This is a genomic window from Spirosoma migulaei (genome assembly GCF_054776855.1).
The window spans coordinates 141585-162245 of sequence record NZ_BAAHBG010000017.1; the positions used below are offsets into that span (position 1 = coordinate 141585).

Below are 20661 nucleotides of genomic sequence, written 5' to 3' on the forward strand. Positions count from 1 at the left end.
ATTGATCCTGCGGGTCGCAACAGCAAAAATGGGCAATACGGCATGTAGCTGTACTTCAGGAAGTTACCAATCGTGCCCGACTCAGTTTGGAGGAAGATCTGAGCACCTGTTGAGCCTTGTAAGAGGATGCTGAGATCGAAGTTTTTGTACCGAACACTGGCATTCAAACCACCCTGAAAACGGGGCTGGTTGTTGCGGTCGGCCCGTACACGATCGTCACCATTGATCTTACCATCACCGTTGATATCCTTCAGCTTCATATCACCAGGGCGTAACAGACTAGCACCTACACCGCTGTAATCCAGTTTATTGGCATCAATTTCGGCCTGTGTACTAAAAATGCCATCGTACTGATAGAGGAGCGTACCATTGGCATTGTTGGGGTTATTTACATCAGATGGAATGGGTTTACCCGTTGAACGCTGCCACTCTGGGGCACCTGGCGTTTCATCCCAGAACGTAATTTCATTCTTGGCGTAGCCACCATTCACGCTGACGCTGTATTTCAAGTCGCCAGCCTGTCCATTATAGCCAACCCGGAATTCATAACCCTTGTTGGTAACCTTACCGATGTTGGTAGCGGGTAAGGTGGCACCCGTTGTTTGCGGGATAGACGCACTCTTGCGCCACAGGATATTCGACCGTTTATTCTGAAACACGTCGAATTCGAAGAACACCTTCCCGTTGAGCAGAGAGCCTTCCAGACCAATGTCCGAATTGTTGGCTACTTCCCAGGTTAGAGACGTGTTGGGAACACCATTTTCGTAGAGCGTTTGCGAAACCTGGTTATTTATGACATAGCCCCAGTTCGAGTTGACGCGGTCGCCGTAGGCATACGTTGGCAAGTAATCATATTCGCGCAGGGTATTATTGAAATATACCTGATCGTTACCCAACTGGCCCCAGGACGCCCGCAGTTTCAGGGAGCTAACTACTGGTAGGGCTTTCTTGAAGAAATCTTCTTCTGAGATACGCCAGCCCGCTGTTACACCGGGGAAGAAACCCCATCGGCTTGAAGCGGGGAACATGTACGACCCATCGTACCGCCACAGGAATTCGGCCAGATATTTCTCTTTGTAATTGTAGGCGGCCCGACCGAAGTAACTCATGCGAGCCCGTTGCCAGATTGGTGTTTGAGTTGGATCATTGGTGGCAACCTGTTGGGAACTCCCCCCGGCAAATAACTGATCAATAGCCGTCGAGTTAAAGTACTGGCGGAAACCTCGGAAACCGTTTGAATTAGATTGCTCTTTGGTAATACCGGCCAACAGCGTAACGGCATGATTTGCCCCAAAAGTGCGGTCATAAGACAAAATACCGGAAAGCAACGAGTTGAACTGATCGTTTGTGTACTGGTTAAGCGTTGCCTGAGCTGGTCCTTTCTGTACGCGCTGAAGAAGCGGTTCCTTTGTGGTTGGGTCGTAGGAGGTATAATCCCAGCTATAAACGAACCACGGAGTTTGCCAGGTTTTACCCTGCTGGATGTACTTATCTAACGCTACGCTACCAGTTAACTTTAACCCTGGAATCCAGGGGTTCGTAATATTGATACTGGCGTTACTTTGCACATAATAGCGTGTGTCTCTGTTATAACCTGTTGCATCGGTCGTGACTAGTACGGGCTGTTGTCCATTCTCGATATCAGGAGCAGGTAGCCCATTTGGCCAGAAAGCGGGTTTGTTTGGATAGCCCCGCATGAGCATCCGGAAAATAGCCCCTGGGTCTACCGTTGGATTGAACCTATTCTCCTGACGGCCTACTACACCCGTAACCAGGTTAATATACTTACTGATTTTGGCATCCAGATTCAGGCGGAAGTCGTATTGCTTATAACCTGTAGCTGATTTATTGTAGTAGCCATCCTGGTTTTGGTAATTGACGGAGGTCAGATATTTGATATTTTCCGAACCACCCACCAATTGCAATGTGTGCCTCACTTGGGGCGACCAGGTTTTTAGAGCTGCGCCGAACCAGTCAGTATTTGGGTGTCCCCAGGGGTCTGAACCATCCTGAAACTTCTTGATATCATCGGGAGAGTAAGCGGCTTTAACAATAGCTCCATTGTCGGGCCGGGTGTAACTTCCCGTAGTATTGAATGCTGCATTAGCATCTTTCCAATACTGCGAAGGCAGGTTGTTATATAGATTAATCTCGTTATTCAACTGAGCATATTCGGCCGCTGATGCCATCTTGGGAATAACAGTTGGTTGAGCAAAGCCCTGATTGAAGCTGTATGACAACTCCGGTTTACCGCTTTTACCCCGTTTGGTCGTTACCAGAATTACCCCGTTGGCCGCCCGCGAACCATAGATAGCTGCCGAGGCATCTTTCAGAACCGACATGCTTTCGATATCAGCCGGATTCAGGCGATCAATACCCCCGGCCCGGGCGGGTACACCATCAATAACGATCAGAGCATCGTTATTTCCCAGGGTGTTTGACCCACGAATCCGAATGGCAGCACCGTCATTCCCTGGTTGACCACTGGAATTTGTGGCAATAACGCCTGGCATCCGGCCCGCAATGGAATTACTCAGGTTTACGGCTGGTGACTTGATCAGATCGGTTCCTTTTACCGTGGCTACGGCTCCCGTTACGGTTTCTTTTTTCTGCTCACCATAACCCACGACAACAACTTCATTCAACATTTTGTCGTCGGAAGCCATCGTGACGTCAAGTGAGCTTCGGCCAGCCACAGCGATTTCCTGGCTTACATAGCCGATGTAGGAAAACACAAGCGTTTCGGTGCCTCGTGCCAGATTCAGTGTGTAACCACCATCAGCGGAGGTAACCGTACCGGTAGTGGTTCCTTTCACCACAATACTAACACCTGGCAGAGCTAAGCCCTGCGCATCAATCACTTTGCCCGTTAGCTTCGACTGAGCAAAAGCGCCTATCGAGCAAAATAAACTGAACAGGAGGAGAGAACAGAACGCGATTCGCCTGGGTCGGATCGCATTGGTTAGGAAGGTGTCATCTCGTAGAAAGAAGACCTTCTGGTGTGTACATTCTTTTTGCATAAGCTTAACCTGTATAGGGGTTTGTAACAACAGGGAAAGCTTACTACTCAGGGGTTTTTACTTATCAAATATTACTCAATATCGACTGTTTTTTAACAATATTTTAAATAAAACATGGTATATTCATATTATTTTAGAGGAAGTTTGGAGGTTAATAATATATTTTATGAAATCCTTCCCCAGTTATTTTCACTCTGTTTCAGGTTATCTACGTGGTTTCGGATAGGTGCATGCTGGGGCAGCAAAAGCTCTGGGTCTTCGGTCAGAATTGCCTGGGCAGACTCGCGGGCCGCTGCCAGAATAGCACCGTCTTTGGCTAAATCGGCTATCATCAAATCCATTACGCCACTTTGCTGCGTGCCAGTCAGGTCGCCGGGGCCGCGCAGTTGGAGGTCCACATCCGCAATCTCAAAGCCATTGTTGGTTCGTACCATTGTTTCCAGTCGAGTACGGGTATCGCTGCTGAGTTTGTAGCCGGTCATCATCACGCAATACGACTGTTCGGCTCCGCGACCAACTCGACCACGAAGCTGGTGCAGTTGAGACAGACCAAAGCGTTCAGCACTTTCAATGACCATTACGCTGGCATTAGGTACATTTACGCCTACTTCAATGACAGTGGTAGCCACCAAAATCTGGGTTTCCATTTTTAGAAACCGCTTCATCTCGTCATCTTTTTCGTAAGGAAGCATTTTGCCATGGAGCATTCCTACTTCATACGTTGGACGAGGAAATGCCCGCTGCATACTCTCAAAGCCATCCATCAGGTCTTTGTAATCGAGCTTCTCCGACTCTTCAATGAGGGGATACACTACGTACACCTGCCTTCCCAATTCAATCTGCTGGCGCATGAATCCGAATACCTCAGAACGGTGTTTGTCATACTTGTGCACCGTTTTAATAGGCTTACGCCCTTTGGGCAGTTCGTCAATAACTGACACATCCAGATTACCATAGAGCGTCATGGCCAGCGTCCGCGGAATTGGCGTAGCGGTCATGACCAGAATATGCGGGGGAACAACTTCATTCTTCCGCCAGAGTTTGGCCCGTTGTGCAACGCCAAAACGGTGCTGCTCATCAATGATACAAAGCCCAAGGTTTTTGTACTGTACGGCATCTTCGAGCAAGGCGTGCGTGCCCACCAGAATGTGCATCTTCCCCGATTGTAGTTCTTCATGCAGGACTACCCGGCGTTTCTTGTTCGTGGAGCCAGTTAAAATGCCGAGATTAAGCCCCATGGCATCGGCGAACGGCTTTAGTCCGTTAAAATGCTGATCGGCCAGAATTTCGGTAGGGGCCATCAGGCAAGCCTGCGCTCCATTGCCAATAGCCAGCAGACAGGCAATGAAAGCCACAATCGTTTTGCCACTTCCCACATCCCCCTGCAACAGCCGGTTCATCTGCTTGCCGGTTAGAAAATCAGCATAAATTTCCTTAATAACGCGCTGTTGTGCCCCCGTCAATTCAAAGGGTAACAGCTCGTTATAAAAGTGCTTCATCAGCGATGTATCCCGGAATACCTGACCCGGAAACTCCTCTTTCTGAATGAGTTTATTCTTGATCAGCCGGAGTTGGTTATAGAACAACTCCTCAAACTTCAGTCGCCGTTGGGCCTGTTTCAACCAGGCCTGATTTTGGGGCAGGTGAATATTCCACATAGCCTCCCGTTTCCCGATGAGCCGGTATTGCTGAACAAGCGAATCGGGCAGGGTTTCGTGAATATGTTGCCAGGATAGTTCCAGCAGTATCCGCATCACCTTGCCAAGGACTTTACTGTCGAGATGTCGTTTGCGGAGTTTTTCAGTCAGGTTATATACCGGGAAAAAGCCGGGCTCGGTTTCCGAAGCGGTATTCGCATTTTCCAGTTCAGGATGGATAATACTAAACTGCCCGTTAAATGACTGTGGTTTGCCGTAGGCAACGTATTCGCCGTCACGCCGGAGAATTTTCTCAATGTACGTGATGCCCTGAAACCAGACGAGACTCAGCGAGCCGGTTCCGTCCGTAAACGTGGCAACTAAGCGTTTTTTTGAACCTTCACCTTCCAGATACCAGTCGCGCAGACGCCCGCGTATCTGAGCAGAAGGCATCGAATCCATCAGTTCGCTGACGGTGTAAAATCGGGATCGGTCATCGTAGCGAAAGGGGTAGTATTGAATTAAGTCACCGTAGGTAAACAGGTTCAACTCTTTATTGAGCAGTTCCGTACGCTGCGGTCCTAACCCTTTCAGGTATACTAGCGGTGTGTCGAAAAAAGTAGCTCGTTCGGTCATAACAGACCCGGTAAACCCCAGTTTATTGGCAGGATTTGACCAAAAATACGGATTTCTATTGGAAATGATGTGGAGTGGGTGGGGTAAGTGAAGTAGGTGGAGTGAGTACAGTAAGTGGAATGAGTAGAGTAAGGCCAATTCGTTTTACTCACTTCACATACTGCACTCACTCCACCTACTTCACTTACCCCACTAAATTACTCTTCATCCACACGTCCGATTCCAAAGGCGAGGCCAGCATAGATATCCAGCCCGCGGGGTTGGATACCGTTGGACTTGGTCCCCACCAAGCCCAGGAAATTATCTGTACCCAACCAGCCCGGCCCTACACGTATTGACGCCCCAGCAGTTAACCCGCCATTTAGGTAGGCAACGGGTAAGGCTAAACTGAGCCATCGCACATCATAGCGGGGGGTGACTGCCAGCAGGGAAGGTTGATGGATAGAGGCTGCCTGCACCGCCCGAACGTCCTGCAGGTAGGTCAGGTTTATTCCAAAACCGCCGGGCAATTGATAATCGGCGGTAAGATTAAGGGAGGTTGGGAGGCCCGCCCTGAATGTATTACTGTCGGGAGTTCGACCGGTGTTTAATTTGTTTTGAATAACCTCAATGATCGAACCGGTTCCATTGAGGTTATTAAAATCGCTACTTCTGAAGTTGACTGGATTCGCGCCGATATTGGTATACGTATATGTCTGGCCTTGATACGTTAATCCGCCAATATCGGTAACAGCCAAACCCAATTGTAATTTCGGACTTTCCGCATCATACTGGTCTATATACGTCAGACCCAAATCGAAGCCCAAGCCACGGCCGGGTACTGATGTGCTAAACAGGGTTGAGGGGGTCAAACTACGGTTCTGAAGGAAGGTTGTATAAGCAAAGGTTGCGTCTAGTTTATTGACTTCCAGTAGGGCACTATTTGCATTGGCCGGATCCTCTATAATTCGGTAGTTCAAACCCCGATTAATTAACTGTTGGGCATTATATCCCAATAAAAATTTGGCAGTGGCCCCAAGCAGGAGTCTTCGCCCATCGCCCTCCATAACAGTTCCCGCATAGGTGAGACCCAACTCGGCATACGTATTGGTATTGGCATTGAATTTATTATCATTACTAGGAATGCTGTATAAGGCCCCATCGTTTAAACTAGCCCGAACGGCCGAGAGTAGGTTCTCCGATGCGCCAACTACCTGAGCAACGCCCCTAAAGCGGGTTGTTATGGCAAATGCGCCACCTGAACCCGCTCGTATCAAAAGTGAAGGCCCACGGATTTCACCCCAAATTGTCCCGTTCTTGGTTCTGCCGTTCAATGTTTCCTGGGTGTACTCTTTTTCAAATTTAATAGTGCCACTTGCATTTTTATACTGAGTGGGTACAGTCCCAGCTATTAGGCTAATTAATGAAAACGGTGCCTGGTAGCGTACGTAGTTGTTATCAACGTGTCCATTGCCTGTAAATACGTTTACGTAAAGTTTGGACGGTGAATCAGCGGCTAAAGCGGGGTTTATGTACAATCGGTTTGTTCCGCCATACCGGCTGGTTGAAATACCAAGAAGATTTTGGGTAAAACCTGATGTTGCTAGGAGCAAAAACAGCCCTAAACTGAGCAAATACTTCATGTAGTGAATAAATGAATGAAAAAGCGTTCTACAAATGAAACGCAATTCCGACGCCAGGGTTAGATCGAGACGGATTTATTTTGATTGATCGGTAAAGATTAGGGTGATAAGTTTCCCTAAGTAAGTGGTGCTGATACTTGTACGTTTCGTAGGGGAAATAATGGTAAATACTCGCAAACGGGCTACCAACAATATCAGTAAACCACCAATTGTACCAATTCCCAGCGCATACTAGAAGGCTACGTTCCTACACCGAGAACGAGGCACCCCATTTCGTCCACTTGATGTTGGACTAATTCACAACAAAGTTTCCCGGACTTTATCTGTATAAGGCGCTATTTTACGTTATTTGGATACCTACCGAATTGTATGTACATGAAATTTTTATTGACTCTCCTTTTTCTAGTGCTGTTTTGTCTATCAAATGTCCAGGCACAGCGTCGCGGGAACTCACAATTTATCCCGTATTCTGAAGTTGGATTAGGCGGAGGAACTGCTATTTATTTAGGTGATCTGTCTCCTCCCAACCAAACGTTTCAAAGTTTTTCGCTCCTGCCCCGCTGGAATCTCGGGGGGAGTTTTATTCGTCATCTTAGCCCCCATTTTTCCGCTCGAGCATCCTTTACTGTAGTACGATTGGCTGGAGATGATTACTCGTTCAACAAGGATGAGCCGAATCTGCATCCGATACAGTTTCAACGGAATCTGCATTTTCGTAATGACCTGAAAGAACTGGCATTTAGTGGGATATACCAATTCCAGTCGGAAGGACGTAAGCCCAATCAGCGACCTGCGGTTACGCCTTACCTAACGCTGGGTGTAGCCTTGGTAGCGCATAATCCAAAAGCGCGTATGCCTGTTAATGCGGATGGGTCACTTGGCGATTGGGTAGCCTTACAGCCGTTGGGTACGGAAGGACAGGGCCAACCCGGTTATGCCAAACCGTACTCACTCCTTACAGTAGCGATACCCGCCGGAGCCGGTATCCGATGGCAACTCACCGAAAGCCTGAACCTAGCCGCAGAAATTAGCTTTCGGTATACGTTTACTGATTACTTAGACGATGTAGGCGGCCTTTATCCAAACCCAGCTGACTTGCCCAAGGCCCTGTCGGCTACGTTTGCTGACCGACGTAACGAAGTCATTGCTGCCCGTACAGGAAGCGATCGGACTACAGCCTTGAATACGCTGTATGCAGTCCCTACAGAGGTGAGACGAGGACTGGCTGGCAATGACTCCTATCTGCTTACGCAGATCACAATTCACTATGTACTTCCGGGGAGCGGCATTAAATGTCCCCCCATTGGACGCTAACACTGTCAATAGAAAAACGCTATCAGCCCAGGCTGATAGCGTTTTTCTATTGACAGCTTGTGATTCTATAGGCTTATACCCCTTCGGCCTCTACTAATTTAACTTCAGGCACCAAACGAGTCAGAAGGTTTTCAATGCCTGCTTTGAGGGTAAGGGTAGATGATGGACAACCGCTGCAAGATCCTTGTAAAAGAACTTTTACGGTGCCGCTGGGCTCATCGAAGGAATAGAAACTAATAGCTCCTCCATCGGATTCAACGGCGGGTTTGATATACTGATCCAGCACCGCTTTTATTTTCTGTACGGTTTCAGAATCCATATCCAGTTTCGTGGTGTTGGTATCCATCGTCCGCTGCGAGAAAACAGGCTTCTGCTCACCGAAATATTCTTTAAGGAAGAGTTTGACCTCAAACAGAACCTCGTCCCAATCGGTCTCATCATCTTTCGTGACGGTTACAAAATTTCCCGAAATAAAGACACGACGTACAAACTCAAAGCCGAAGAGCGCCACGGCTAAAGGTGATGCTTTCCCTTCAAGAAGGGCATCACCCGGTGTAGCATAATCGAATGAAAGCCCAGTAGGTACAAGTTCAAAATTAACCACGAACTTCATAGAGTTCGGGTTAGGGCTGCCTTCCGTAAAAATAGATACGGGACGGTTTAGCGTTGGATTCATTGTCAGGAACGTTTTCAGTTTACCAGCACATCGACCAGTAGTTGTACAGACGTAACAGTCGAGCCGTTTTTTTAGTTTTTCTTAACGAAAAAACCCGTTCAACTAATGTTAAACGGGTTTTTTCGTTAAGCCTGGGCGATTTTAAAACCTTATAAGCTTAAAAGTGCCTGACTAGGCTACAGCTACTTCAGCTACAGGAGCAGTTTCAACTGCCGACTGGCCAGCTGGAATGATATCTACATACGAGCGGCTATCGCGACCTGGACGGAATTTCACGGTACCTGCTACCAGAGCAAATAGTGTATAATCTTTGCCTAGTCCAACGTTTTTGCCAGGATGGTGTTTTGTACCGCGCTGGCGGACGATGATATTGCCGGCAATGGCCGATTGACCGCCGAATAACTTAACACCCAGCCGTTTGCTGTGCGAATCGCGGCCGTTTTTGGAACTACCTACACCTTTCTTGTGTGCCATTTTTTTAAGGAGTCAGGAGTTAGGAGCGGGGAGTTGCTGACGCGTAAGCCATTCTCACTCCTTGCTCCTAACTACTATGTTAAAGAGTTATGTCTTCGATCATGACCTTCGTCAAATACTGACGGTGGCCGTTTTTCTTTTTGTATCCTTTCCGACGCTTCTTCTTGAAGACGATAACTTTTTCGCCTTTAAGGTGTTCGACGATTTTAGCAGATACCATCGCTCCTGCGACAGTTGGAGCACCGATGCTAATGCTCCCTTCGTTATCAACAAGGAGAACCTTCACCTTGTCGGAGGCAAGTGCAGCGTCCACATCGCCTTCTAACCGGTGGGTATAGATATGGCGACCCTTTTGGATCTTGAATTGCTGCCCTGCGATCTCTACGATTGCGTACATGTGTTGTGTATGAAATTGGAAATGAGGGTGCAAAGGTAGTAAATTTTTGCTAAAATCCAACACCTCCTTTAGTGTACACGTATTTTTTGCCCAGGACGAAGTCGTGAACCGGAAATATGGTTTTTGCGCTTCAACGCAGATAACGATAGGCCGTACCGATCGGCAATAGAACTGAGCGTTTCACCAGACCGCACCTTGTGTAATACGGTTCGTTTTAACCGCGGTCTTGAACTTGATTCTGAGGAGGATGAACGACCACCCCGCAGGTAATCCCATACAGAACCTGTTAACAGAAAATGATCGGAGTTAATCGTGTTTTCTGGAAATGAGAAGATATTCAATGGACTGAATGGGTTGCCCTCATACCGCGTCTCAAAGTGTAAGTGTGGTCCTGTACTGCGGCCGGTACTACCGCCCAGGCCAAGCTGGTCACCAGCTTTAACCAGTTGCCCCTGCTCCACGGTCTGTTTGGACATGTGTCCATAGAGTGTTTCGAGACCATTATAGTGGCGGACCAGCACGAAGCGTCCGTACCCATTACCATCCCAACCCACTACTCGAACAACACCATCGAAGGCCGAATAGATTGGCGTACCAGTTTCAAGATCAAGGTCGGTACCCGTATGCCAGCGCCCCCAGCGATACCCGAAATTAGAGGTCATTTTGCCGATCTCCAGTGGAGATGACCAAAAACGGTTAGCAGGGGGATCATATAACTTGATATCAATCGTTTCGTCAAATTCGAGTGGGTTGATATTATAGGGGTCAATAGTGCGGGAATCCCATACGGCATAGTAATCGGCAATCTTTACCCATTCATTACCAACGAGCACAGAGTCTATGACTTCAACTACACTGGTTTCACCCTGATCGAGCTGGCTGGTGTCTTCGCTAACAACCGGGTTTAATTCTTTTTTCGGCTCAAACTGATTATTAAAGCGCAGTTGAGTTGTTTCCTGTTCAAACTGGTCGTCCGCTTTTTGCGGCTGTTCAACGACCGGGGCATTCGGACTTGATCCGTTTTTGGGCGCGATACGCAGGTTATTTTTAAATCTCCCGCGCTCCTGGGCCTGTGCTGTTACGGTAATGCACAAGCACCCAATGGCCAGTAGCCACTGTGTAGCGGTTCTTCTCATCGATAAGTTGATGAGTTTACGGTTTACGGTTTACGGTTTATGGTTGGCTGACGCATCCTCTTGCTCGCGTCAGCCAACCATAAACCGTAAACCGTAAACCGTAAACTACTTTTTGTTAATGAACAATTTCTTCGCCCTGCATTTCCAGCGTGACTAAATAACGTTCTGCGTCGAGGGCTGCCATACAGCCTGTGCCAGCTGCTGTAACCGCCTGACGGTAGATGTTATCCTGTGCGTCTCCGCAGGCAAATACGCCGGGTATATTGGTTCGGGTGCTTCCTTTCTCGGTCAGTATATAACCATTGTCATCCAGATCGAGAAATTCCCGGAAAATATCGGTATTGGGTTTGTGACCAATAGCCACAAAAAATCCTGTCACGTCTAAAACGCGTTCTTCACCGGTTACGGTATTCTTTACCAGAACACCCGTCACATCTTCGTCGCCCAACACTTCTTCGGTTGCTGAGTTATACAAAATTTCGATGTTATGGGCTGTTTTGACGCGCTGTTGCATAAACTGCGACGCCCGCATTTCATCGCGCCGGACCAGCATATACACTTTGCGGCAGAGGTTGGCCAGATAGCTGGCTTCTTCGGCAGCTGTATCACCAGCACCTACGATGGCCACATCCTGACCTCTGAAAAAGAAGCCATCACAGACTGCACAGGCAGATACCCCCCGACCATTGAGTCGCATTTCGGAAGGTAGGCCAAGCCATTTGGCGGAGGCACCAGTCGAAATAATGACCGAATCGGCGGTGATTTCGTATTTGTCGTCGACAAGAGCCCGGTGGGGATTATTCGGACCGGGCTGCTCAGCGAACGCAACTTTTGTGATCATCCCATAGCGGATGTCGGTACCAAATCGACGGGCCTGGGCTTCCAGATCCTGCATCATTTGCGGACCCTGAACTCCGTTGGGATATCCTGGGAAATTATCTACTTCGGTAGTGATGGTAAGTTGTCCACCAGGTTGTTCTCCCTGATAGAGTACGGGTTTCATATTCGCCCGTGAGGCATAAATGGCAGCCGTATAACCGGCCGGGCCGGAACCTATAATTAAGCACTTAACGTGTTCGGAAGTCATTGCAGTGGGAATGAGTTGCCTGGTAACTAAAAATACCGCTCCCTAAAAAGTGAGGGTATTGAGACAACGTACACAAAATTGAAAAAAATCCCGCAAACAGCAATGATTTACGCACTATGAATTGCGATGTACGATGTATTTAATATGAACTCGGCTACTGTGAGCCTACACGTATTTTGTAATTCCTGCCCTGTAAATCAAAGTAATTTCCAGTCGATACGACGGTTGAGCCGTCGGTTTTCGTCTGTTGTATTTGGAACAAGGGGGCGGGTTTTACCATAACCAACCGCTTTGATACGACTGGCTTCAACTCCTGCTTTGGCCAGATAGGCAACAACTGCCTGAGCCCTTTTTTGTGAGAGCGCCAGATTAATAGCAGCATCACCTTTGTCGTCAGTATGCCCTGAAATCTCCACTTTAAACGTTGGGTTGGCCTGTAAAAAAGTAGATAGATGGTCAAGTTCGGTCTTTGACTTGTCTGCCAGATCGTACCGACCGGTTTCAAAGAACAGATTGTTCAAAGTTTCATTGGCCGATGTGCCTGCCAACGCTGGTTCCAGTGGAACCGTCAGGGACATGGCATCACCTTTAGTTTTCTGGGTAAAATCGAAGGATAGACTTTTAAACAGATACCCAGGTTGACTCACATAGAGGGCATACTCACCCCCACTTGGCAGCACGGCGGTATATTGACCCGTTTGGCTATCGGTCTGGACCCTTGAAACGACCTGATTCGTTTTTAGATCAATTAATTCAAGGTTGGCCGCTAGCGGCTTTTTCGTTTTGGCATCGGTTACAATTCCCTTCAGATAGCTCACCGGTTTAATTCGTTCACGTAGCGATTCTGGCAAATCGAAGGTGTATAGCCGTGATTTCTGCGAAACACCGTCTTTCTGTTCTTCGTAGGAATAATAGGCTCGTGTTCCATTTGCTGATACAAATAACGAAGCCTGGTCTTCCGACGTATTGATCGGATAACCTAGATTTGTTGGTGACGACCAGCCGGATGCGCAATTGTCGGCCACAAACAGATCGTAACCACCCATACCAATATGGCCCTCTGATGCAAAAAACAAACTTTGCCCATTGGGGTGAATAAAGGGTGATGCTTCGTTAAACGGGGTATTAATCGGTTCGCCCAGATTGACAGGTTCATTCCAATCCCCAGTGGTAGTAAGATCACTCCGCCAGATATCGCGCCGACCTTTTCCGCCTGGTCGGTCAGAAACAAAATAAAGCTGGCGCCCATCTGCTGATAGGGCGGGTTGTGATTCATAATAACGTGTATTGATCGCTGGTCCTAGATTTTCTGGAGTCGACCAATCGCTACCTGTTTTATGACTTACATACAAATCACAGCTACCGAATCCTTTACGACCCTGGCATGCCGTAAATACAATCGTACGTCCATCGGCCGAGAGGCTGGCTGTCCCTTCGTTTTCGGGTGTGTTGATGTTGCTGGCAAGTGAAGTAGGAGGAGACCATGTTTCGCCGTTGAAAGTGGACGTCATCAGGTCTTCGTCGCCTTCGGGTTTTAAGGCGGTAAAGACCAGCGTTTGCTCATCGGCAGTCAGTACCGGAAAGTACTGAGAGGGTGTTGTTTGCAGTACCGACGACAGTGGTTTGGGGTCAACGGCCTGCGGGTGCTGTATGGCTTCCTGGGCAAAGCGTGCCGTTTCAAGCTGGCGGGCAATTCGTTTTGCCTGTGCCGATTGAGGGGCAAACATCGTCTGGTATTTTTCGAGATAGGGGAGGGCTTCGCCGTACCGACCTAGCCGAAGCAGCGTATTGCTCAACGATTGATAAGCAGATCCCGATGCGGGGCTGTCGGGCTGAAGTTTTATGGCATTCCGATAGACGGCCAGAGCGGGATCGTATCGTTTCGTGAATTCGTAGAGCTGTCCGAGCTTGAGGTAGGCATCCGTAAAATTTGGATCCTGTTTTATGGCCTGCTCCATATATGGAATAGCCTCATCTGCTTTCCGTTCGCCAAATAGCTTGATGGATTGGGCGTAAAGTTCCTTAGCCTTCGTATCCTGTGAAAAGGAGGAAAGGGAGGAGAGGAAGAAAGGGAGGAGGGGGAGAAAAAGACGAACTATAGAACAAAGTTCCTTTGTCCCTTTCCTCCTCTCCTCCCTTTCTCCCTTTATGGAATGTCCATGTATTTGTGTGTCTGCAACGATATTTGCCATTGCGGGTGATCTTTTACATACTCAACGATACGAGGTAGCATTTCATTGGAACGACCCCATTCGGTTTGCAAAAAGAGCCTGCAATCGGGTCGTAAATGAGGCACAAACGACTCGGCAAATGCAAAGTCAGATTGGTTGTAGATAATAACTTTAAGCTCGTTCGCTTTATTGTAAATGTCGGGGTTGGGCGCTTTAAATTTCTTTGGTGAAAAGCAAATCCAATCCCACGAACCCGTAACTGCCTGGCACACGCCCGATGTTTCTATATTGGTCTGAAAACCTGCTGATTGCAGAGCCGATGTTAGCTCAGAAAGGTCGTGCATGAGTGGTTCTCCACCTGTAATGACGGCCATCCGTCCGGGATATTGTAATGCCCCGTCAACGATGGAATTAATTGTTAGTTTAGGATGTGCATCAGCATCCCACGATTCTTTGACATCGCACCAGAAGCAGCCTACGTCGCAGCCGCCGAGCCGGATAAAGTAAGCTGCTCTACCTGAATGTGCCCCTTCGCCCTGAAGTGTGTAAAACGCTTCCATAACGGGCAGGGTAGCCATTGCCGATTTTATTGATGTTTGTTGATTGTGGTCCAAAAGCATAGACAAAGATACGAACGAGCAGGCTGATAAGGACTTTTTGTTGAATTGGTTCATTCTCATTTTCTTCCTTACCTTTGCCCTATGATTTCCCAACGGGCCACTCATTCTCCTTTCCGACATCGTCGCCATCATCGCGGCTGCTAAGCCCGTGCAACCAGGTGTTGTCCTGTTCAAACGTCGAAACCTGTCCATTTTCGCGTATTTTTGCCCCCTAATTTAATAAACCACACATCGGTCAATCGCTGTTTCTGGTTTTAATTGAAAATCAACGAATTACAAGGTGTGTCGCTAAACTCGTACATCGTAACTCGTACATCGTACATTCACTGTGTCTTCTGTATTACGCATTGCTCTGCAAAAAAACGGTCGGTTAAGCGAAGATTCATACCAGCTTTTCAAAGAATGTGGTATCCGCTTCGATTACGGCACCGGTAAGCTCAAGTCCGTTTCGTCGAACTTCCCCGCTGAATTCCTATTCCTGCGCGACGACGATATTCCTGGTTACGTTGAAGATGGCGTGGCTGATTTAGGTATCGTTGGCGAAAATGTTGCCGTTGAAACCGGCCGACCAGTAACAACGATTCACAAACTTGGATTTTCCAAGTGCCGTCTGTCTATTGCTGTTCCGCGCGGTGTTGACTGGACGGGAATTCAGCATCTGGACGGTAAAAATATTGCTACTTCTTACCCGAATTTATTAGGCAAGTACCTGGCTGAACAGGGCGTTCGGGCCGAGATTCATGAGATTAGTGGATCGGTTGAAATTGCACCCAGCATCGGGCTCGCTGAAGCCGTTTGCGATATTGTCAGTTCGGGAAGTACGTTACTGAGTAATGGGTTGAAGGAAGTTGAAACAATATTTCGTTCTGAAGCCATTCTCATTGCACGCCCTGAACTGGATGCAGATAAGCAGTCGTTAGTGGATAAACTCCTGTTCCGGATCAAATCGGTACAGGCTGCAAAAAACAACAAATACATTGTACTGAATGCACCCAATCATGCCCTCGATGAGATAACAGCACTCCTGCCGGGTATGAAAAGCCCGACCGTAACTCCCCTGGCTACCGAAGGCTGGAGTTCCGTTCATTCGGTACTGAACGAAAACGAGTTTTGGGAAAACATTGAAGCCATACGGTCCGCTGGTGCCGAAGGTATTCTGGTTATCCCGATTGAGAAAATGATTTATTAAAAAGGAGGAAGGGGAGAAATGGGAGGAGAGGGAGGAAGAACACTAACTACTAATTTACCCTCTCCTCCTTTCTTCCCTTTCCTCTCTCTCCTCCTAAGAAAATGAACATCATCCCGTTTCCTTCCCGTGCTGAATGGCCTGCTTTGCTGGCTCGTCCTGTTCAGTCAACACAGCAGATCGAGGCTGCGGTGGCACCCATATTAGCGCAGGTTCGTGCTGGCGGAGATGGTGCGCTACTTGAGCTGGCGGAGAAATTCGATAAGATTGAGTTGAGCAAGAGTCAACTGCAAGTTAGCCCTGATGAACTTGACGAAGCCGAAGCGCAACTGAGCGATGGGCTAAAAGCGGCTATTCGGCAGGCGTATCAGAATATTCGCTTGTTTCATGAAGGACAAAAGCAGCCCGTTGAGAAAATCGAAACGATGCCGGGGGTACTGTGCTGGCGAAAAAGCGTAGGTATCGAAAAGGTAGGGCTTTATATTCCAGGCGGTACCGCTCCATTATTTAGTACGGTTTTAATGTTGGGTATTCCAGCGCAACTGGCGGGTTGCCGGGAAGTAGTGCTTTGTACACCGAGTAATCACCCCGCTATATACTTTGCCGCGAAACTAGTTGGTGTGACAAAGGTATTCCGCATTGGTGGAGCACAAGCCATTGCCGCTATGGCCTACGGAACAGAGTCGGTGCCGAAGGTGTATAAAATCTTCGGTCCGGGCAATCAATACGTGACAGCCGCCAAGATGTTAGTCGCAAAAGAAGGCATGGCCATTGATATGCCCGCTGGACCGAGTGAGGTAGCGGTGTATGCTGATAATTCTGCCATACCCGCCTTTGTCGCTGCCGATTTATTATCACAGGCAGAGCATGGGGCTGATAGTCAGGTGCTGCTGGTTTCAACCAGTAAAAAGCTACTTAACAGTGTTAACCTGACGTTAAGTACGCAACTAAGTCGACTTCCCCGGCAAGCAATGGCCACTAAAGCGTTGGAAAACAGTAAGATGATTTTGCTAGATAACCAAGCTGATGCCATCGACTTGTTAAACGACTATGCCGCCGAACACTTGATCCTGAGCATTGAAAACGCGGAAGAAGTAGCCGACCAAATTATCAACGCAGGTTCTATTTTTCTCGGAAACTACACGCCCGAATCCGCTGGCGATTATGCATCGGGTACCAACCACACGCTTCCTACTAATGGTTTCGCACGGGCGTACAGTGGTGTATCCCTGGATAGTTTTGTGAAGAAAATTACGGTCCAGCACATTACGCCCGAAGGTTTACAGAACGTGGGTCCCGTGGTGGAAGCAATGGCCGAGGCCGAATCATTGGATGCGCATAAGCGAGCGGTAAGCCTACGACTAGCCAGTCTTACCGAAGTAAATCCGGCTTGATTTTGTTATCTTGCTGAATAAAAAATAGATAAATTATGAGCCAGTTGGTGATTGAAATAGATTCAGAAGAGAATGTAGCCATATTGCTTTCGCTGCTTCCTAAATTGGGAGGGCATTTAATTGAAAAAAAAATGACCCCAATAAAGCCAACGCTATCTGAGGTATTAGAGGAAATTATTCAATCGGGTGGAGCAGGAAAATCATTCGGCGATGCGTCGGAATGGCAACGTGAAATTCGTAGTTGGGATAGAGTACTTGATGGTCGGGAGGAATGATTTTAGACAGTAATATTATTATCTATTCAGTTCAGCCAGAGTACTTGTCACTAGCCCGATATCTACAGGTAAATGAGGAGATAGTGCAGGTCTCACTAATTTCTACACTTGAGGTTTTAGGCTTCAGTCGATTAGACCCTACTGATAAACGTAAGTTCGAAGCCTATTTAGAGAGTGTAAAATTACTGCCAATCACCGACGTCATTATTAACAACGCCATTCGACTACGTCAGCAACGCAAACGCTCGATTGGTGATTCAATTATTGCGGCTACAGGACTGATCTATAATCAACCAGTACTGACAAATAATGTAGCCGATTTTACCGATGTTGATGGCTTGACGGTTATTTCGCTGGCGTCGGTTTTATAGTCTATAATTTTTATGCTTGATCTCCTTTCCCTCCGCGCCGATACCCCCGGTGTTCAGCACGTCGTTCATTTTAATAATGCCGGAGCATCGCTGATGCCGAAGCCGGTTATCGACGCGATTACGGATCACATCGCACTGGAAGCCGAAATTGGTGGATATGAAGCCGCCGACGCTCGCAAAGACGCCATTCGAGGTTTTTATACGTCTACCGCTGAACTGCTGAATACAACCGCCGACAATGTTGCGGCAATGTCCAGTGCAACAGATGCTTACGCGCAGACCTTGTCCGCAATTCCGTTTAAACGGGGTGATGTTATCCTGACGACAATCAACGATTATGTCTCCAATCAGATCGCGTTCCTTTCCCTGAAAAAGCGGTTTGGCGTTGAAGTTGTTCGAGCTGCGGATGAACCGGGAAATGGCGTTTCGGTCGAGGACATGGCGAAGAAGATTAAGTCATTACACCCGAAACTGGTTGCCGTGACCCATGTGCCAACTAATTCAGGGTTGGTTCAGCCGGTCGAAGTCATTGGCCAACTTTGCCAGGAGAATGACGTATTGTATCTGGTTGATGCCTGCCAGTCGGTGGGGCAATTGCCCGTTGATGTGACTCAGATTCGCTGTGATTTTCTGACAGCTACCTGCCGAAAATTCCTGCGGGGACCGCGCGGGACGGGATTTCTATACGTTTCCGATAAGGCTTTATCTACGAATCTGGCCCCCCTGTTTATCGACCTGCATGGGGCTAGCTGGGAATCCGCAGATACGTTTCAACCGATAAAAACTGCCCTCCGCTTTGAAAACTGGGAATTTCCCTACGCCCTGGTTTTAGGAGCCGCCGAAGCCAATCGATATGCCCTGAACGTAGGCATTGAAACTATTGCAAAACGAAATGAGGAACTATGCGGCATGTTACGTAGTCAACTAAGCAAGGTGCCGGGCGTTCGTTTATTGGATGAAGGCCAGCGGTTGGCCAGCATCATAACGTTGTTTAGCGACCGTAAATCGGCTGCCGATCTTAAACTGGCGTTGAAAGCCGAGCATATTAATACCTCACTCAGTCCACATGGAGCGGCAATTCTGGATTTTGATCAAAAGGGCATGAAAACGACCGCGCTACGTATTTCGCCCCACTATTTTAATACCGAAGATGAGATCAATACGTTGGTTGACACCCTGAAAAACAGCCTCAAATGAAATCAGTGCGACTTACAATAGTTACTGGCCAATTCAAGCTCTCCCTGGCAAAATGGTTTATGGCCGGTTGTATTCTTCTTCTGAAGATAGTGCCGGGACAAAGCCAGGATATGTCAGGAAAGCAGATTTTTGACCGGATGCTACGTGTTTACGCTGGAGCAACCACGTATCAGGATCAGGGGCGTGTACAAACTGATTTTTACGAAATTGGTCAGACAAAACCAAAATTCACGACGATTCAGGACTTTACGATGGCGTATGATCGGAAAGGCAGGCGATTCCGTTTTCAGTATGAAACCCAGCCTAAATCATCAGATGATAAGCCAGAAAAGATGGTTATCTGGAGTCTGGGGGGGGATGTACACGTATGGTGGTCTTTATGGGATTCAACGAGCCACGAGGCCTCATTGGGCTCAGCTTTAGGTATAGCCACAGGCGTTTCTGGTACCGCATCCCGCAAAGTTCCTTTCTTACTTATCACTGAACGTACGGACGCTGGCTGGGGTATCGACTCGTTAAAAGATGTGAAATTGATCGGCACAGATACACTGGATAAGAGTTCCTGCTACCGACTTACAGGGCGCGTTCCTGGGGCTTATTGGAAAAATAAGGAGGCTGTTCTCTGGGTTGATCAGAATACCTTCCTGTTGCGCCGGATCGATGAAAATAATTCAATCAGTAAAACCAAGCAGTTGGTAAAAATGAGCCTGACGTACCAGCCCGTCCTCAATAAACCAATTGTTAATGAAGCGTTGACATTTGAGCCTCCCCGCTCTGCCAAATTAGTTGAGGTATCGCCAAAACCCAATTTGCGCTATATCGTATACGCACTGATTGCACTGGTCGGTCTTGGGTGGTTGATCTATTTACGGTCGCGAAATCGGAAACAGACGCTATAAATCGCTCACCAATGAAACACCTCGCCGACCTCCTGCTCTTAGGCGATCCCCGCCTGTACGAAACCTGCGAGCCTGTTCTGGAATCAGAGCTTCCGTTGGTGGCAGGCTGGGTGGCTGATTTGCATACGGTGATGGAGGAAATCAGAGCGAAGTACCAGTTTGGACGGGGTATTGCCGCTCCGCAACTTGGTATCATGAAACGACTGATTTACCTTAATGTAGCCAAACCGCAGGTTATCATCAATCCTGAACTGGTAGTGGTCAGTGACGAAACCAGCGAACTTTGGGACGATTGCATGAGTTTCCCAAATCTATTGGTACGTGTCCGGCGACATTGCCAGTTGACACTCACGTATCGGGATGAACACTGGCAACACCACACCTGGGAGGTTGCCGATTGGGGCTTATCGGAATTAATTCAGCATGAATACGATCACCTCAACGGGGTTCTGTGTACTATGCGTGCCATTGACGATCAGTCGTTTCGGTGGCGACCAACACCAACTGCCTGACTCATTAATGCTGTATGCTAAGCGGGTCAGTTTGGGT

Annotated in this window: 18 protein-coding genes; 8 read left to right on the plus strand and 10 right to left on the minus strand. The window is 48.0% G+C overall.

The genetic code is table 11. From position 1 onward, the window contains the following. The 3 genes from ACYVGO_RS19490 to ACYVGO_RS19500 form a co-directional block, all read right to left on the minus strand. Positions 1–3020, minus strand: a 3020-nt coding sequence (locus ACYVGO_RS19490; protein WP_460970661.1) for a SusC/RagA family TonB-linked outer membrane protein, incomplete at its 3' end; no start/stop codon positions are given. Positions 3021–3184: 164 nt separating this feature from the next. Beyond that, positions 3185–5293: an ATP-dependent DNA helicase RecG gene (gene recG, locus ACYVGO_RS19495; protein WP_142773365.1), complete on the minus strand. Its 2109-nt coding sequence runs from the start codon at positions 5291–5293 to the stop codon at positions 3185–3187. A 197-nt stretch (positions 5294–5490) separates the two neighbouring features. Next, complete coding sequence (locus ACYVGO_RS19500) at positions 5491–6915, minus strand: DUF5723 family protein (protein WP_460970662.1); 1425 nt, start codon at positions 6913–6915, stop codon at positions 5491–5493. Positions 6916–7290: 375 nt separating this feature from the next. On the opposite strand from ACYVGO_RS19500, the gene ACYVGO_RS19505 reads away from it, so the two are divergent. Continuing rightward, a complete protein-coding gene (locus tag ACYVGO_RS19505) occupies positions 7291–8229 on the plus strand; it encodes a hypothetical protein (RefSeq protein ID WP_460970663.1) in 939 nt (312 codons plus the stop codon). 73 nt (positions 8230–8302) lie between these two features. Here ACYVGO_RS19505 and ACYVGO_RS19510 read toward each other — a convergent pair whose 3' ends face one another. The 7 genes from ACYVGO_RS19510 to ACYVGO_RS19540 all read right to left on the minus strand — a co-directional run bounded on the left by ACYVGO_RS19510 (position 8303) and on the right by ACYVGO_RS19540 (position 14790). Then, a complete protein-coding gene (locus ACYVGO_RS19510) occupies positions 8303–8905 on the minus strand; it encodes a NifU family protein (protein WP_460970664.1) in 603 nt (200 codons plus the stop codon). 171 nt (positions 8906–9076) lie between these two features. Then, the gene (rpmA, locus tag ACYVGO_RS19515) at positions 9077–9379 is read right to left on the minus strand and encodes a 50S ribosomal protein L27 (protein WP_460970665.1); all 303 of its coding nucleotides are present in this window, start codon (positions 9377–9379) and stop codon (positions 9077–9079) included. Positions 9380–9458: 79 nt separating this feature from the next. Continuing rightward, the gene (rplU, locus tag ACYVGO_RS19520) at positions 9459–9776 is read right to left on the minus strand and encodes a 50S ribosomal protein L21 (protein WP_460970666.1); all 318 of its coding nucleotides are present in this window, start codon (positions 9774–9776) and stop codon (positions 9459–9461) included. 68 nt (positions 9777–9844) lie between these two features. Then, positions 9845–10912, minus strand: coding sequence for a peptidoglycan DD-metalloendopeptidase family protein (locus ACYVGO_RS19525; RefSeq protein ID WP_142773359.1), 1068 nt, complete (start codon positions 10910–10912; stop codon positions 9845–9847). A 115-nt stretch (positions 10913–11027) separates the two neighbouring features. Then, positions 11028–11999 carry a thioredoxin-disulfide reductase gene (gene trxB, locus ACYVGO_RS19530; RefSeq protein WP_460970667.1) on the minus strand — a complete coding sequence of 324 codons (972 nt, stop codon included), beginning with the start codon at positions 11997–11999 and terminating at the stop codon, positions 11028–11030. A gap of 197 nt (positions 12000–12196) precedes the next feature. Further along, positions 12197–14191, minus strand: a complete 1995-nt coding sequence (locus ACYVGO_RS19535) for an OmpA family protein (protein ID WP_460970668.1) — start codon at positions 14189–14191, stop codon at positions 12197–12199. Beyond that, positions 14146–14790, minus strand: a complete 645-nt coding sequence (locus tag ACYVGO_RS19540; protein ID WP_460970669.1) for a 7-carboxy-7-deazaguanine synthase QueE — start codon at positions 14788–14790, stop codon at positions 14146–14148. The genes ACYVGO_RS19535 and ACYVGO_RS19540 overlap by 46 nt, the downstream gene beginning before the upstream one ends. Positions 14791–15118: 328 nt before the next feature. Between ACYVGO_RS19540 and hisG the strand changes: the two genes are divergently transcribed. The 7 genes from hisG to ACYVGO_RS19575 all read left to right on the plus strand — a co-directional run bounded on the left by hisG (position 15119) and on the right by ACYVGO_RS19575 (position 20624). Beyond that, positions 15119–15979 (plus strand): ATP phosphoribosyltransferase, encoded by an 861-nt coding sequence (hisG, locus tag ACYVGO_RS19545; protein WP_460970670.1) that lies wholly within the window; start codon positions 15119–15121, stop codon positions 15977–15979. Positions 15980–16080: 101 nt separating this feature from the next. After that, positions 16081–17370: a histidinol dehydrogenase gene (gene hisD, locus ACYVGO_RS19550; protein WP_460970671.1), complete on the plus strand. Its 1290-nt coding sequence runs from the start codon at positions 16081–16083 to the stop codon at positions 17368–17370. Between the two features lie 35 nt (positions 17371–17405). Further along, a complete protein-coding gene (locus tag ACYVGO_RS19555) occupies positions 17406–17645 on the plus strand; it encodes a hypothetical protein (RefSeq protein ID WP_460970672.1) in 240 nt (79 codons plus the stop codon). A 44-nt stretch (positions 17646–17689) separates the two neighbouring features. Further along, a complete protein-coding gene (locus ACYVGO_RS19560) occupies positions 17690–18016 on the plus strand; it encodes a PIN domain-containing protein (RefSeq protein WP_460970673.1) in 327 nt (108 codons plus the stop codon). A gap of 12 nt (positions 18017–18028) precedes the next feature. Further along, positions 18029–19213 (plus strand): aminotransferase class V-fold PLP-dependent enzyme, encoded by a 1185-nt coding sequence (locus tag ACYVGO_RS19565; protein WP_460970674.1) that lies wholly within the window; start codon positions 18029–18031, stop codon positions 19211–19213. Beyond that, positions 19210–20112 (plus strand): LolA family protein, encoded by a 903-nt coding sequence (locus ACYVGO_RS19570; RefSeq protein WP_460970675.1) that lies wholly within the window; start codon positions 19210–19212, stop codon positions 20110–20112. The genes ACYVGO_RS19565 and ACYVGO_RS19570 overlap by 4 nt, the downstream gene beginning before the upstream one ends. 11 nt (positions 20113–20123) lie before the next feature. Continuing rightward, complete coding sequence (locus tag ACYVGO_RS19575; RefSeq protein WP_460970676.1) at positions 20124–20624, plus strand: peptide deformylase; 501 nt, start codon at positions 20124–20126, stop codon at positions 20622–20624. The last annotated feature ends 37 nt before the right edge of the window (positions 20625–20661 follow it).

What these genes read in the sequence shown, in the direction of transcription:
- recG (WP_142773365.1), bottom strand. Translation starts at nt 5,293, where the DNA reads ATGACCGAACGAGCTACTTTTTTCGACACACCGCTAGTATACCTGAAA.
- ACYVGO_RS19500 (WP_460970662.1), bottom strand. Translation starts at nt 6,915, where the DNA reads ATGAAGTATTTGCTCAGTTTAGGGCTGTTTTTGCTCCTAGCAACATCA.
- ACYVGO_RS19505 (WP_460970663.1), top strand. Translation starts at nt 7,291, where the DNA reads ATGAAATTTTTATTGACTCTCCTTTTTCTAGTGCTGTTTTGTCTATCA.
- ACYVGO_RS19510 (WP_460970664.1), bottom strand. Translation starts at nt 8,905, where the DNA reads ATGAATCCAACGCTAAACCGTCCCGTATCTATTTTTACGGAAGGCAGC.
- rpmA (WP_460970665.1), bottom strand. Translation starts at nt 9,379, where the DNA reads ATGGCACACAAGAAAGGTGTAGGTAGTTCCAAAAACGGCCGCGATTCG.
- rplU (WP_460970666.1), bottom strand. Translation starts at nt 9,776, where the DNA reads ATGTACGCAATCGTAGAGATCGCAGGGCAGCAATTCAAGATCCAAAAG.
- ACYVGO_RS19525 (WP_142773359.1), bottom strand. Translation starts at nt 10,912, where the DNA reads ATGAGAAGAACCGCTACACAGTGGCTACTGGCCATTGGGTGCTTGTGC.
- trxB (WP_460970667.1), bottom strand. Translation starts at nt 11,999, where the DNA reads ATGACTTCCGAACACGTTAAGTGCTTAATTATAGGTTCCGGCCCGGCC.
- ACYVGO_RS19535 (WP_460970668.1), bottom strand. Translation starts at nt 14,191, where the DNA reads ATGGCAAATATCGTTGCAGACACACAAATACATGGACATTCCATAAAG.
- ACYVGO_RS19540 (WP_460970669.1), bottom strand. Translation starts at nt 14,790, where the DNA reads ATGCTTTTGGACCACAATCAACAAACATCAATAAAATCGGCAATGGCT.
- hisD (WP_460970671.1), top strand. Translation starts at nt 16,081, where the DNA reads ATGAACATCATCCCGTTTCCTTCCCGTGCTGAATGGCCTGCTTTGCTG.
- ACYVGO_RS19555 (WP_460970672.1), top strand. Translation starts at nt 17,406, where the DNA reads ATGAGCCAGTTGGTGATTGAAATAGATTCAGAAGAGAATGTAGCCATA.
- ACYVGO_RS19565 (WP_460970674.1), top strand. Translation starts at nt 18,029, where the DNA reads ATGCTTGATCTCCTTTCCCTCCGCGCCGATACCCCCGGTGTTCAGCAC.
- ACYVGO_RS19570 (WP_460970675.1), top strand. Translation starts at nt 19,210, where the DNA reads ATGAAATCAGTGCGACTTACAATAGTTACTGGCCAATTCAAGCTCTCC.
- ACYVGO_RS19575 (WP_460970676.1), top strand. Translation starts at nt 20,124, where the DNA reads ATGAAACACCTCGCCGACCTCCTGCTCTTAGGCGATCCCCGCCTGTAC.